Annotated in this window: 10 protein-coding genes; 4 read left to right on the top strand and 6 right to left on the bottom strand. The window is 41.7% G+C overall.

Features of this window, described 5'->3' with window-relative positions; translation table 11 throughout:
• Nucleotides 1-39: 39 nt before the first annotated feature.
• Nucleotides 40-1,935: an AsmA family protein gene (locus tag L3V77_RS00580; RefSeq protein ID WP_275135296.1), complete on the top strand. Its 1,896-nt coding sequence runs from the start codon at nucleotides 40-42 to the stop codon at nucleotides 1,933-1,935.
• A gap of 54 nt (nucleotides 1,936-1,989) precedes the next feature.
• Here the strand turns inward: L3V77_RS00580 and L3V77_RS00575 are convergent, their stop codons facing one another.
• From L3V77_RS00575 to typA, 5 genes are all read right to left on the bottom strand, one after another.
• The gene (locus tag L3V77_RS00575) at nucleotides 1,990-2,898 is read right to left on the bottom strand and encodes a bifunctional GNAT family N-acetyltransferase/hotdog fold thioesterase (RefSeq protein WP_275135295.1); all 909 of its coding nucleotides are present in this window, start codon (nucleotides 2,896-2,898) and stop codon (nucleotides 1,990-1,992) included.
• Between the two features lie 74 nt (nucleotides 2,899-2,972).
• Nucleotides 2,973-3,407 carry a D-aminoacyl-tRNA deacylase gene (dtd, locus tag L3V77_RS00570; protein WP_275135294.1) on the bottom strand — a complete coding sequence of 145 codons (435 nt, stop codon included), beginning with the start codon at nucleotides 3,405-3,407 and terminating at the stop codon, nucleotides 2,973-2,975.
• Nucleotides 3,379-4,287 carry a virulence factor BrkB family protein gene (locus tag L3V77_RS00565; protein ID WP_275135293.1) on the bottom strand — a complete coding sequence of 303 codons (909 nt, stop codon included), beginning with the start codon at nucleotides 4,285-4,287 and terminating at the stop codon, nucleotides 3,379-3,381. The genes dtd and L3V77_RS00565 overlap by 29 nt, the downstream gene beginning before the upstream one ends.
• A 9-nt stretch (nucleotides 4,288-4,296) precedes the next feature.
• Nucleotides 4,297-4,821 carry an AAA family ATPase gene (locus L3V77_RS00560; RefSeq protein WP_275135292.1) on the bottom strand — a complete coding sequence of 175 codons (525 nt, stop codon included), beginning with the start codon at nucleotides 4,819-4,821 and terminating at the stop codon, nucleotides 4,297-4,299.
• A gap of 272 nt (nucleotides 4,822-5,093) precedes the next feature.
• On the bottom strand, nucleotides 5,094-6,926 hold the full coding sequence (gene typA, locus L3V77_RS00555; RefSeq protein WP_275135291.1) for a translational GTPase TypA: 1,833 nt from the start codon (nucleotides 6,924-6,926) through the stop codon (nucleotides 5,094-5,096).
• Between the two features lie 565 nt (nucleotides 6,927-7,491).
• On the opposite strand from typA, the gene glnA reads away from it, so the two are divergent.
• The 3 genes from glnA to glnG all read left to right on the top strand — a co-directional run bounded on the left by glnA (nucleotide 7,492) and on the right by glnG (nucleotide 11,813).
• A complete protein-coding gene (gene glnA, locus L3V77_RS00550; RefSeq protein ID WP_195704839.1) occupies nucleotides 7,492-8,901 on the top strand; it encodes a glutamate--ammonia ligase in 1,410 nt (469 codons plus the stop codon).
• 402 nt (nucleotides 8,902-9,303) lie between these two features.
• Entirely contained in the window at nucleotides 9,304-10,350 is a 1,047-nt protein-coding gene (gene glnL, locus L3V77_RS00545; protein ID WP_195704838.1) for a nitrogen regulation protein NR(II), read from the top strand.
• A gap of 53 nt (nucleotides 10,351-10,403) precedes the next feature.
• Nucleotides 10,404-11,813, top strand: coding sequence for a nitrogen regulation protein NR(I) (gene glnG, locus L3V77_RS00540; RefSeq protein WP_275135290.1), 1,410 nt, complete (start codon nucleotides 10,404-10,406; stop codon nucleotides 11,811-11,813).
• Between the two features lie 198 nt (nucleotides 11,814-12,011).
• Here the strand turns inward: glnG and hemN are convergent, their stop codons facing one another.
• Nucleotides 12,012-13,400 carry an oxygen-independent coproporphyrinogen III oxidase gene (gene hemN, locus L3V77_RS00535; RefSeq protein ID WP_275135289.1) on the bottom strand — a complete coding sequence of 463 codons (1,389 nt, stop codon included), beginning with the start codon at nucleotides 13,398-13,400 and terminating at the stop codon, nucleotides 12,012-12,014.
• Nucleotides 13,401-13,516: the final 116 nt, after the last annotated feature.

Genomic DNA, 13,516 nt, shown 5'->3' with positions numbered 1-13,516 from the left:
CAATCTGTCCAAATTAAATAATGGGTTAGGTATTAACGGATGAAAAAAGCACTAGTCATATTCTCTATTGCGCTACTGCTGATCATATCTTGTGCTGTGCTTGGTCTCTACTTAGCGATGCAGGGTCCCTATACAACCAAACTCACTAATCACTTACTCAAACAGTACTCTTCGCTACCCATTTCTGTTTATGACGCTAGATTTGAGTTCCCTAATCATTTCTCCTTTCTGGGCGTGGAAATACAAGAACTCCAAGAAGATACGATTAATATTGAACAGGTCGATGTCTGGATAAACTCCGACTCAATCGTTGAATCTATACCTGTGATAGATAGCCTTCTGATAAACGGTTTACTGCTCCAAAATGGATTACCTGCTATTCCAACATTTGAAAACCTTAAGTTGCATCAGTTGGCTATTACCAACCTCGATTATTCTGATGGTGATTTCATCTCACGCGATACCGATATTCAGATAGAAAACCCGCTCTATTTAAACAACAGTCAGAAAATTCCTTATGGTTCAATACAGTTCTCAGCGGAACAGATTTATTGGCACAGAGAAGCATTTAATAACGTTTTAGTTGATGCTAACTATAAAGCTGAAAATAGCACGGTTTACGGGGCTTCATTTGAGTGGCGGGGAGGCGATTTTTCGACCCAAGCAGAACAATACTCAGAAGGATGGTCGCTCGTTAATACGACGATAGACCGACTTAGATTAAACATGAAGCAGCAAGACGAAATTGAACCCTCCGACTGGTCGTTTCTTGTTGATAAGATATACCATTTCAATAGCCTTGATATTTTGGGTAGCTCAATTGAAACCTCTAACTTCCAAATCACTAACGGTGACTTTTCTGTCGAGAATCTGTCCCTTTTGAACGGGGTTTGGCAACAGAAAGACGGCTATGTTTCTTTCAGCGCAGAAAGTATCAATTACCTAGACCACTTGTGGCTAGAACCTGCATTCGAAAGTTACTTTGATAACAACCTGATCTCCATTGAGGCGCTTAGCTTTGAGTTCGAGAAAGGGCTTGTCAAAATGGTCGGCGAATTAACACCACATTCTGTTTATCTTAAAAACCTGGATATCGATGGCATTAAATGGTTTTACGAGTTACCAGAAGAGACTCTTGTTATAAAGAACTATTTTAACTCGCTAGATCAGTTACTTATTGATGATGTGAAAATTAGGCGATCACAGTTTGTTCAAATCGCTCATCAACCAAACTGGCAGTTCTCTGGTCTCTCATTGGATGGAAAACATCTCGCACTCATCAAGAAAAACCGAGTTGGTCTTTGGGATGGGCAAGTAAGTGTCACGGCTAACAACGCCAGTTTTAAGAGTTTGCTCACAAGCCAACCAATCATAACAATGCAGAGCAAAGAAGGTATTTGGCAACTGAACGAGGCTTTTATCCCCCTAGAGAATGGGCTTATTGAAGCGACGGCGAGCTACTCGCTTTCTCAACCAAGCCAGCCTTGGCGGCTTGAAGCGTTCGCGGACGGCCTACCCATTGACCTGTTTTCTGATTGGTTATCGCTACCAGTCGACATCGAAGCTATTGCGGAATTTCAAATTGGTTTAAATGGCTTAGGTGGGGACGCGTTAATGTTAAAGCATAGCTTGACCGGGCAGTTAGTCGGTTCGCTGAGAGACACCTTTTTATTGCAGGATATCGAATCCGACCAACCAGAAATCATACCATTTGAGAGCTCTGAATTTTCTATTTCTGCTGATAGAGGTCGCATTGATATTGCTCCCATCATAATTAGCGGTGATAGAATTACGGGACGCTTACGAGGTAGTGTTGATTTGGTTCAAACTGACGATAACTCAATTTCACTTGAGCTAACGAATGGCTGTATAAAACAGAGTTTTGAATTGATAAAGGGTACACGACAAGAAAAGAATACTTGTCCAAAAAAATAGTCTCACGCAACGCTGTGACACTATTTGGCGATAAAGCCTCCTAATCGCTTTATATTAAGACGCCTGTATTTCAGGCAGCAGCATATAGGTCCCAACAAATTCAACAGCTGCAGCATTACCGCTATAAATAGTCACGCTAATGACGACTCGAGCCTTTCGCCCATTCTCAAACCGATCTAGGTCACCACTGATTCCATCTAAAGATGTCGTGGCAATGGGGGTCTCTTCAACCGGATGACGGTAACGTACTTTACTATCTGCCAATACAATGTCGGCTTTAAGGCCACGCTCTTTCATCAGTAGCCATGTCATTCCCCAACCGGTCAACGTTGCTAACGTAAAAGCGGAACCAGCAAACATTGAATTTCTAGGGTTTAAATTCGGGTTTAATTGCGCACTACACTCGAATTGATAGCCCGTATATTGTGTTATTTTGATACCCATTTTGTCGCTAATGGGGATTTGCTGTTCCCAGCGTTCTTGCAGCTCAGCACACCAATCTGGTCTGCGTAAAATATTATCCATAGGATCGAGCTGTTTTACCAACTGCTGGTGACGATTCGCTCCATATTGCCCACTTATCTCACCTTGACTCTCAAAACCGTTTTTTATATAGAAACTCATGGCTTCTTGGCGAGCATTACAAACCAACCGCTTTACACCTTCTTGGCGAGCAAACGATTCTAGTGCCACAAGGATCAGTGAGCCAACGCCTTTATCTCTGCGGTTGGGCTTAACCGCCATAAATCGAATCTGTCCCTCATGATCGGAGGTCACGTACAAGCGCCCCACAGCCACTGGACGACCTCTGCCATCAACAATCATGCGATGATGACTCATCTCGTCAAACTCATCCCGTTCGGAGCCCACAGGCATTCGTAGAGGCTCTCGAAGCATCTGCCACCGAAAATAATAGTACTTAGCAATTTGATTTGCTGTTTTAGGCGTGATTAGTTTAAACATTTAAATCCTTTTAAAATCTTTCTACTTTAAAACTTTATATTTAAAATCATAAGAGAACGGAAAAACTCGCGATTTCAAACCTGTAGCCAAAATGTGACTGGTCCATCATTAACCAAAGACACTTTCATGTCAGCCGCAAAGCGTCCTCGCTCTGTCGGCAGAATGTCATTACAACGTTCAGAAAAGTAATTATACAATCGTTCAGCATCTATTGGGTGAGCACCACGTGAAAAACCAGCTCTTGTTCCCTTTTTTGTATCGGCGGGCAAGGTAAATTGCGAGACAACCAGAACACGGCCACCCACTTGTTTAACGTTCAGGTTCATCTTGCCTTCTGCATCACCAAATACACGATAATTAGCGACTTTTTCTACCAAACGTTGGGCTTTTACTTCGTTATCATCTTTTTCAACACCTAATAGTATAAGAAGCCCTTCATCAATTTGCCCAACAATCTGCTCATCTACTTTAACAGAGGCTTCACTCACTCTTTGTATTAGCGCTATCAATGCCTTCTCTCCTATCCCCAATCATACGCTCTACAAACTTCGGTATTACTAAATCCGAATCATGGTTCCACTGATCTCTTTCACCTAGGCTTGCTGTTAGCTCTGCACCAATTAATACTATAAACCAACACAAATAGATCCAGACAAAGAGTATAGGTACAGCCGCAAGCGTGCCATAAATCAACTGATAACTAGGGAATGCCGATATATAGTAGGCAAATATGCTTTTACTAATTTCAAACAAAAAAGTACTAACAAAGGCACCAAACATCGCATGCCGAATTTTGACTTGGATATTGGGCACAAATAAATATAGTCCTAAAAACCCAATATAAGAAAAAAGTAGAGGTAACCTACCGTATAAAAAGTTAACGGTATCGTCACTAAAAAATTTAAGAGACATAATATGGGAGCTAACGGCAATACTCGCGCCCATTAAAAGAGGACCTAATGTAAGCACCATCCAATACATAGAGAAGGAGAAGACCATGCGTCGCTTTTTCTTTATTCTCCAGATGTAATTCAAATTTTTATCGATACTAGAAATAAGCAAAATCGCAGTAACAAATAAAAATGCGGCACCTACTGTTGTCATTTGAGCCGTATTTTGTACAAACGCTTCTAATGCATCTTCTATTGCTTCACCAGCGGCAGGAACAAAATTATTAATAATAAATTGTTGTATTGTATCACCGACACCGTCAAACGCGGGAAATCGAGCAAGAGCAGAGAATATAACCGTTGTTAGAGGAACCAATGATAACAGAGTAATATACGTCATATAGCCTGCGTTCACAGTTAACCTGTCGTGTATAACTCTCTGCTTCAAATAGAATAAGTAATAAATAGTTGTGTGCATGAAGCACTTTAGTTTTTCCATAAACCGCCTTTAGCCAATCTGCTCCAATATAAAATCTACACGTTCTTCTACACTACCCCATGGCACTTTAATTGGTTGATAACCTAAATTTCGGTAGCACGTTAAAAGTAACTGATGAATCTCTAATGCCTCAGAAAAAGAGTGAGGACGAACCGCATCTTGAGTGTATATTAATTGTTTGGGAGTGCAGAAAAAAACCTTTTCAAAATAACCATTACTGGCATCAATATATCTTTTTTCAACGTCCAGTTTACCGAGTTGAAGATAAGCGCATATATCCGGTATCGCTCTATCCAAGAATGACATATTTTTTTGCTTTTCTGATGTCCGTTTCTGCTTTTCCATCATATCTAGACACATTTCTGCGAATTCAGCCAGATGTGTCCAAGGCAGTATGCCATTAGTCAACAGGGATTGCTGCTCAATTAAATAGCGAGGACTCTCTTCAAAAGTGAGGTACCCACGCGTGGCAAGCACACCAACAATACTTGTTTTTCCCGCGCCGGGACCACCCGTTATGACAATTGGTTTCATAGACTTCCTTTGCTTAATATACCAATCTAAAAAATGAGCGGATCAACAATGTGATTATATTGGAGTAGGCATCAACAGTTATGGTTCTTTTTAAGGAAAAACGGTTAAGCAAACAGGAACGTCTTGAACGGCCTGCGTAATTACACTCATATTGCTCGCTAACTGACTTAGCTTGGTACAACCCACACTGTACAGTCTATCAAAAAAACAATCCCCCTTCATGATCACTCATGAAGGGGGATTTGTGTCATTTATTAAAGTAACGAGTAACGTTATGCTTTCGCTGGGCGACCTGCACGTTTACGTTCGTTTTCAGTAAGAAGTTTCTTACGAATACGAATGCTTTCAGGCGTTACTTCTACAAGTTCATCTTCATCGATAAACTCTAGCGCTTGCTCTAGTGTGTACTTGATAGCTGGCGACAATGTTTGCGCTTCATCTGTACCAGATGAACGAACGTTTGTTAGCTGCTTACCTTTAAGACAGTTTACTGTCAGATCATTCGAACGGTTATGAATGCCGACAATTTGACCTTCATACACTTCATCTGCGTGTTCAGCAAATAAACGACCACGCTCTTGAAGATTAAATAGAGCATATGTCAGTGCTTTACCTGTCGCATTTGAGACAAGAACACCATTAGCACGTCGACCAATAACACCCCCTTTATGTGGGCCATAATGATCAAACGTATGATAAAGCAGACCTGAACCAGACGTCATCGTCATAAATTCAGTTTGGAAACCGATAAGACCACGAGAAGGCATCATAAAGTCCATACGTACACGGCCTTTACCATCTGGAGACATATCAGTTAGCTCACCCTTACGGATGCCGATGTTCTCCATGATACTACCTTGGTTTGCTTCAACCACATCGATAGTCACTGTCTCGTATGGTTCTAAAAGCTTACCATCTTCTTCTTTTAGAATTACTTCTGGGCGAGATACTGCAAGCTCGAAGCCTTCACGACGCATATTCTCGATAAGAATAGAAAGATGAAGCTCTCCACGACCGGACACTCGGAATTTATCAGGATCATTTGTTTGTTCTACACGTAATGCAACGTTATGAACTGACTCTTTCTCAAGACGTTCTAAGATATTACGAGAGGTAACAAATTTACCTTCTTTACCTGCAAACGGAGAGGTGTTTACCTGAAACGTCATTGTTACCGTTGGTTCATCTACAGAAAGAGGTACCATGACTTCAACATTATTTTGATCACAAATAGTGTCAGAAATCTTCAACTCGCCTAAACCTGTAAAGGCAATAATGTCACCCGCATTGGCTTGTTGTATTTCATGGCGGTCAAGGCCAAGGTAACCAAGAACGGTACCAACTTTACCATTTCGTCTTGTACCATCAGCACTAACAATCGTCACTTGCTGGTTTGGTGCAACTTTACCACGAGTAACGCGCGCGACACCGATAACACCAACATATGAGCTGTAATCAAGCTGAGAGACTTGCATCTGCAAAGAACCGTCAATATCAACGGCAGGAGCATCTACGTTGTCTACGATGGCTTGGAACAATGGTTCCATGTCTTCGCCGACAACATCTTCTTCTAGCGTAGACCAACCGTTTAACGCGGAAGCATAAACAACTTGGAAATCCAGTTGCTCATCTGTTGCGCCTAGGTTGTCAAAAAGGTCAAAGACTTGATCCATTACCCAATCAGGGCGAGCACCAGGACGGTCAACCTTGTTGATAACAACAATAGGTTTAAGACCATGTCCGAATGCTTTTTGTGTTACAAAGCGAGTTTGAGGCATCGGTCCGTCAACCGCATCAACAATAAGCAGAACAGAGTCAACCATAGACATTATACGTTCCACTTCACCACCAAAATCGGCGTGTCCTGGGGTATCAACGATATTGATTCGGTAGTCGTGCCAGTTAATCGCTGTGTTTTTTGCAAGAATAGTGATACCGCGTTCTTTCTCGATATCATTCGAGTCCATTACACGTTCTTCAACTTCTCCACGAGATTCTAGCGTGCCTGACTGCTGAAGCAGTTTATCTACAAGAGTCGTTTTACCGTGGTCAACGTGCGCGATGATCGCGATATTTCTTAATTTTTCAATCTGTGGAGTAGTCATGAATTTTGATTCACTCAGTCATAATGAAGCTGCGAAACATCGCAACAATGGTTTAAAGTTGTGTAAAACCGTTTTAAAAATAAACAGTTTTAAAAATCGGCGCTAATGTATCAGATTTTTGCTCAAATACCTAAAGAATGTGATCTTTATCTATATATTGTTAAATAGCCAGAATTAAACACAACCGACATACCTTAAACTTGCTCTTTTCAACCTTCATTAACAAAGCCATTGATGACGAACAAACGTTAAAGTATTACCGTTTCCAAAATCAGATTGACATTTTTTGACCATGGGTGCTGAATAGAGATTGTTCGATTCTTAAGTATAGTTCAACTTTGAACGCACACCATTGGTGCATGCGAGGATCATTTTGGTGCACATTCTGCACCAAAAGAATACAAGAACAGCCCAAGACCTTGAAATTAAAGGATTAAAATAAGTGGCACAGTTTTCGCTTAGAAAGGTTAGCATCGGGTAATTCACTTAATGTTTAGACATTACTCAATGACAATTTTTTAGATTCGAAGTTGTACCAAATTAATAACACTGGAGGTTATCCAAGATGTCAGTAGAAAATGTTCTATCACTGATCCAAGAAAATGAAGTTAAGTTTATTGACCTGCGCTTTACCGACACTAAAGGTAAAGAACAACATATTTCTATTCCATCTCACCAAATAGATGCTGACTTCTTTGAAGATGGCAAAATGTTTGATGGTTCTTCTGTTGCTGGTTGGAAAGGTATCAACGAGTCAGATATGGTAATGATGCCAGATCCATCTAGTGCTGTTCTAGACCCATTCACAGATGATGCGACGCTGAATATTCGTTGTGACATCCTAGAGCCTGCAACGATGCAAGGTTACGATCGTGACCCACGTTCAATCGCAAAACGCGCAGAAGACTTCATGCGTGCTTCTGGTGTTGCAGATACAGTACTTATCGGTCCTGAACCTGAGTTCTTCCTATTTGATGATGTTAAATTCCATTCTGACATGTCGGGCTCTTTCTACAAAATTGATGATGTAGAAGCAAGCTGGAACTCTGGTTCTGATTTCGAAGAAGGCAACAAAGGTCACCGTCCTGGCGTTAAAGGCGGTTACTTCCCTGTAGCGCCTGTTGATTCGTCTCAAGATATCCGTTCTGCCATGTGTCTAGTTATGGAAGAAATGGGCCTCGTTGTTGAAGCACATCACCATGAAGTAGCTACTGCCGGTCAAAATGAAATCGCAACTCGCTTTAACACCTTAACGACTAAAGCAGATGAAATCCAAATCTATAAGTACGTTGTTCATAACGTTGCTCACGCATATGGTAAAACAGCGACATTTATGCCTAAGCCAATTGTGGGTGATAACGGTTCTGGTATGCACGTACATATGTCTCTTAATAAAGATGGCGTAAACTTATTTGCTGGTGACAAGTACGGCGGCCTGTCTGAAATGGCGCTTTATTATATTGGCGGTATCATTAAGCATGCTCGTGCAATCAACGCATTTGCCAACGCATCAACGAACTCATACAAGCGCCTTGTCCCAGGCTTTGAAGCTCCAGTTATGCTCGCCTACTCAGCTCGTAACCGTTCTGCTTCTATCCGTATCCCTGTGGTACCGAGCCCGAAAGCACGTCGTATCGAACTACGTTTTGGTGACCCAACAGCTAACCCATATTTAGCATTCGCTGCAATGCTAATGGCTGGTCTTGACGGTATTAAGAACAAAACTCATCCTGGCGAAGCAATGGATAAAGATCTTTACGATCTTCCAGCTGAAGAAGCAGCCGAGATCCCAACCGTTGCAGAATCGCTACAACAAGCACTTCAGTGCCTAGACGAAGACCGTGAGTTCTTAACATCTGGCGGTGTATTCTCTGATGACTTTATCGATTCCTATATCGCACTTAAGACTGAAGATGTAGTGAAAGTAAACATGGCCACTCATCCACTTGAGTTTGAACTTTACTACTCTGTATAAGCGTTAATTTTTAACTATCTAAAAGGCTCGCATAAGCGAGCTTTTTTTTTACCTCTAAAATCACCCTCTAGTCCGTTGGAATCCATACTTTGGTACTACGTGCGAAGAACGTTAAACACTAACCGAATTCCTTCATTCCTATGAGAACGGGAATCGGAATATTACTTCGCTCTTATTTACCTGCGCCCTAGGAAGCGGCAAGGTTATTGCATTATCTAATCCATAACGGTGCATTAACGTTGTGAGTATATAAAATAGAGCGAGCTCGTGGATAAACCTTCAATTTTCTACGTTTTATCACCTGTTAGCCGTTGTATCTTACTTTTCAAGGTTCATACTGAACTTAACGTTGCACCAATTTGGTGCTAGGTACAATCATAGAGCAGAGCGAGGACGGAAATTGTGACAACAGAGCTTTCAACAGCCATATTGGATAACATTGTAACCGCCACCTTAATGCTTGATGAAAATCTAGTAATTCGTTACGCCAATCCGGCTACAGAGCAGTTATTTTCGCAAAGCACCAAACGCATTATAGATAAGTCTTTGTCACAACTCATTCAACACGCCTCGATGGACATCGCTTTATTAACTCAGCCTTTGCAAAGCGGTCAAAGCATGACGGATAGCGATGTCACTTTTATCATTGATGGCAAGCCATTAATGTTAGAAGTCACTGCAAGCCCACTCTCTTGGAATAAGCAATTAATGCTGCTTATAGAGATGCGTAAAATCGGTCAGCAACGTCGCTTAAGCCAAGAGCTAAATCAACATGCGCAACAACAAGCTGCCAAGCTGCTCGTTAGAGGATTGGCTCATGAAATTAAAAACCCTTTAGGTGGTTTAAGAGGTGCTGCTCAGTTATTAGGGAAAATGCTCCCTGATCCTTCTTTAACGGAATATACACAGATTATTATCGAGCAAGCGGATCGTTTAAGAGCACTTGTGGATCGCCTGCTTGGCCCTCAAAAACCAGGAAAAAAAGAACACGAAAACCTGCATGTTGTATTAGAAAAAGTACGACAACTGGTCGAACTGGAGTCGGGGTCGAATCTCACTATTGATAGGGATTATGATCCCAGCCTACCTGACATTCTGATGGACACTGATCAGGTAGAACAGGCGATGTTGAACATAGTAAGTAATGCGGCACAAATGATGATTAATCAAGATGATGCAAGAATAATTATTAAAACCAGAACCATGCATCAGGCCAATATCCATGGCCAACGTCATAAATTGGCCGCTCGAATTGAGGTCATAGATAATGGACCTGGCATTCCAACAAATCTGCAGGACACACTCTTTTATCCAATGGTGAGTGGTAGAGATGGCGGTACCGGATTAGGGTTATCAATTTCACAAAACTTAATCGACCAACACAATGGCAAAATAGATGTAGAAAGCTGGCCTGGTCGAACAACATTTACAATTTATCTCCCTATCTAACGGATGTGAGATAGGAAAAGGCAAGAAAGCCTCTATATGAGTAAAGGATATGTATGAGTAAAGGATATGTTTGGGTTGTTGATGACGATAGTTCCATCCGTTGGGTAATGGAAAAAACACTGTCGTCTGCCAATATCAAGTGTGAGACATTTGCAGATGCAGAAAGTGTCTTGATGTCACTGGAACGTGAAACCCCAGATGTGCTGGTATCCGACATACGTATGCCGGGTATCGATGGCTTGGACTTGCTTAAGCAGGTTCATACTCGCTACCCTGAACTCCCAGTCATAATAATGACGGCACATTCAGACTTGGATGCGGCAGTAAATGCCTATCAAAAAGGGGCATTTGAATATCTACCTAAGCCATTTGACATTGATGAAGCTCTCACCTTAGTTGAAAGAGCGATTATCCATAGCCACGAACAGAAAAAAGAGACCGCGACCGGGGATACGTTTGCTAGCGAAACACCAGAAATCATTGGTGAAGCCCCCGCGATGCAAGAAGTATTCAGAGCAATTGGTCGATTGTCCCGTTCTTCTATTTCAGTACTCATCAATGGTGAGTCTGGCACAGGTAAAGAGCTTGTTGCCCACGCTCTCCATCGACACAGCCCAAGAGCAACAAAACCTTTTATTGCGCTCAACATGGCTGCCATACCTAAAGACCTAATTGAGTCAGAACTTTTTGGTCATGAAAAAGGGGCTTTCACCGGCGCGAATAATGTCCGTCAAGGCAGGTTTGAGCAAGCAAATGGTGGCACATTATTTCTAGATGAAATAGGTGATATGCCGCTTGATATTCAAACACGTTTGCTGCGTGTTTTGGCCGATGGGCAGTTCTATAGAGTTGGTGGTCATCAAGCTATTAAGGTAGATGTTAGAATTGTTGCTGCAACACACCAAAATCTTGAACAGTTAGTTCATGAAGGTGGTTTTAGGGAGGATCTATTTCACCGACTCAATGTTATTCGAGTACATATCCCAGCATTAAGAGATAGAAAACAAGACATAGAAAAACTGACTCTGCATTTCTTAGCAAGTGCTGCAGACGAACTTGGCGTAGAAATGAAGTCTCTACATTCAGGCACCGTCGATGCTCTTAAGCGCCTAGCTTGGCCGGGAAATGTTCGTCAATTAGAGAACATCTGTCGCTGGTTAACCGTTATGGCAAGTGGTAGTGAAGTATTACCTTCAGATTTACCGACAGAGTTACTTGAAGAAAAAACCGTGACAAATACTGGGGGAACAGGAAGTTGGCAAACCCAGCTAGAACACTGGGCTCAAACCGCTTTAAACTCTGGTGAAACAGAATTACTTGCCTACGCACTCCCTGAGTTTGAACGTATCTTGTTAAAAACGGCACTGAGCCATACCAATGGACATAAGCAAGAAGCCGCAAAAGTACTCGGTTGGGGGCGTAATACGCTCACTCGTAAACTGAAAGAGCTCGATATCAACTAAAAGATAACATGGACAGGAAACTTAACTGGTATTAAAAAGCCTTTACGAAAATCGACCTATTCTCACAAAAAGCAGCGTCATCCCCACGAAAGTGGGGATCTAATAATCCAGATTAACGTTTTCACGGGAATGACGAGTGAGTTGAGTACTAACCGAATAGCATCCCAGCGAAAACCGGAATTTCACTGGTAGTCATTGCTATATAACTCGTGAGAATTGCTGTTGTCTTGCTCTATCTCGCAGGTACTTATCAAAACACATACAAATATTACGAATGAGCAAACGACCTCGCGCGGTGACACGAATATCCGTTTCAGTCACTTCAACCAACTCATCATCAACAAACGTCTGTAGAAGCTTTAGATCTTCAGAAAAATAATCGTTGAATGTTAGATCAAACATTGATTCGATTTGTGTCTTATCTAATTTGAAATTACAAATAAGCGCTTTAATTACCTCACGACGAATCAAGTCATCAGCATCTAAAGAAACGCCTTTCCATAGTGCGTGGCGCATCTCATCAACTTGAGCGTAGTACTTCTTAAGTTCTTTCTGGTTTTGCGCGTAGGTATCGCCAATCATTGAAATAGCGGAAACACCAAAGCCAAGTAAATCGCACTCGCCTTGCGTAGTATAACCTTGGAAGTTACGGTGCAGTATTTCTTCACGCTGAGCGACGGCTAGCTCATCATCAGGCAATGCAAAGTGATCCATACCGATAAACTGATAACCCGCACCAGTCAGCGTAGAGATAGTATCCTGAAGGATATCCATCTTAACTTCTGCTAATGGCAACAGATCTTCATTTATCTTACGCTGAGCGGCAAATAAATTTGGCATATGCGCATAGTTAAATACCGACAACCGACCAGGTTTCATCTCTAGCACTTGTTTTAAAGTGACAGCAAACGACTCTTTTGTTTGCAATGGTAACCCGTAAATTAGATCCAAATTGGTTGAACGAAAGCCAAGCTTTTTAGCCCGTGCGACCATGGCGAAAATGAACGCTTCATCTTGCTCACGATTCACCACTTTTTGAACTTCTTTATTGAAATCTTGTACACCGATACTTAATCGGTTAAAGCCTTCGCCGCGCAGGTGATCAAGCATATCAAGTTCAATTTCGCGAGGATCAACCTCTATGCTAATCTCAGCATCAGGGTCAAAATTAAATTCACCTCGAACAATAGCCATCAAACGACTCATCTGCTCTTTACTTAAGAACGTCGGTGTTCCACCACCAAAGTGCAGTTGAGTCACTCTACGTTCGTTTAACAGGAACGCCCTTTGACGAATTTCATGTTCTATCGCGTCTAGATACTCGTCTGCCTTGTGAGAATGCCGAGTAATCACTTTATTACAACCACAGTAGTAGCAAAGCTTGTGACAGAACGGTATATGAATATAAAGTGATAAGGGCCGTTCAGGGTACTGACGGCATGCCATATCAAATTCCGCAATGGTAAAAGCTTCATGAAATTCTAAGGCTGTTGGATAGGAGGTATATCTTGGTCCCGAATAGTTATACTTATCTAATATCGCTTGATCCCAAACTATTTGTTCACTAGACATAATATTGCGTTCCATTAAATTTTGTTTTCATACTTTGACCACGTATTCTGCCATATCACTACAACAGACAGAGATAAACGGGAGTAATTTGCCGAAGAAATGTTCAGAACTGATAACAGGATCACTCACTC

It is taken from the genome of Vibrio sp. DW001, from assembly GCF_029016285.1.
Classification (GTDB): Bacteria; Pseudomonadota; Gammaproteobacteria; order Enterobacterales; family Vibrionaceae; genus Vibrio.
This window is presented reverse-complemented; position numbering and strand designations above follow the sequence as displayed.

What these genes read in the sequence shown, in the direction of transcription:
- hemN (WP_275135289.1), bottom strand. Translation starts at nt 13,400, where the DNA reads ATGGAACGCAATATTATGTCTAGTGAACAAATAGTTTGGGATCAAGCG.
- L3V77_RS00575 (WP_275135295.1), bottom strand. Translation starts at nt 2,898, where the DNA reads ATGTTTAAACTAATCACGCCTAAAACAGCAAATCAAATTGCTAAGTAC.
- L3V77_RS00560 (WP_275135292.1), bottom strand. Translation starts at nt 4,821, where the DNA reads ATGAAACCAATTGTCATAACGGGTGGTCCCGGCGCGGGAAAAACAAGT.
- L3V77_RS00565 (WP_275135293.1), bottom strand. Translation starts at nt 4,287, where the DNA reads ATGGAAAAACTAAAGTGCTTCATGCACACAACTATTTATTACTTATTC.
- L3V77_RS00580 (WP_275135296.1), top strand. Translation starts at nt 40, where the DNA reads ATGAAAAAAGCACTAGTCATATTCTCTATTGCGCTACTGCTGATCATA.
- typA (WP_275135291.1), bottom strand. Translation starts at nt 6,926, where the DNA reads ATGACTACTCCACAGATTGAAAAATTAAGAAATATCGCGATCATCGCG.
- glnA (WP_195704839.1), top strand. Translation starts at nt 7,492, where the DNA reads ATGTCAGTAGAAAATGTTCTATCACTGATCCAAGAAAATGAAGTTAAG.
- glnG (WP_275135290.1), top strand. Translation starts at nt 10,404, where the DNA reads ATGAGTAAAGGATATGTTTGGGTTGTTGATGACGATAGTTCCATCCGT.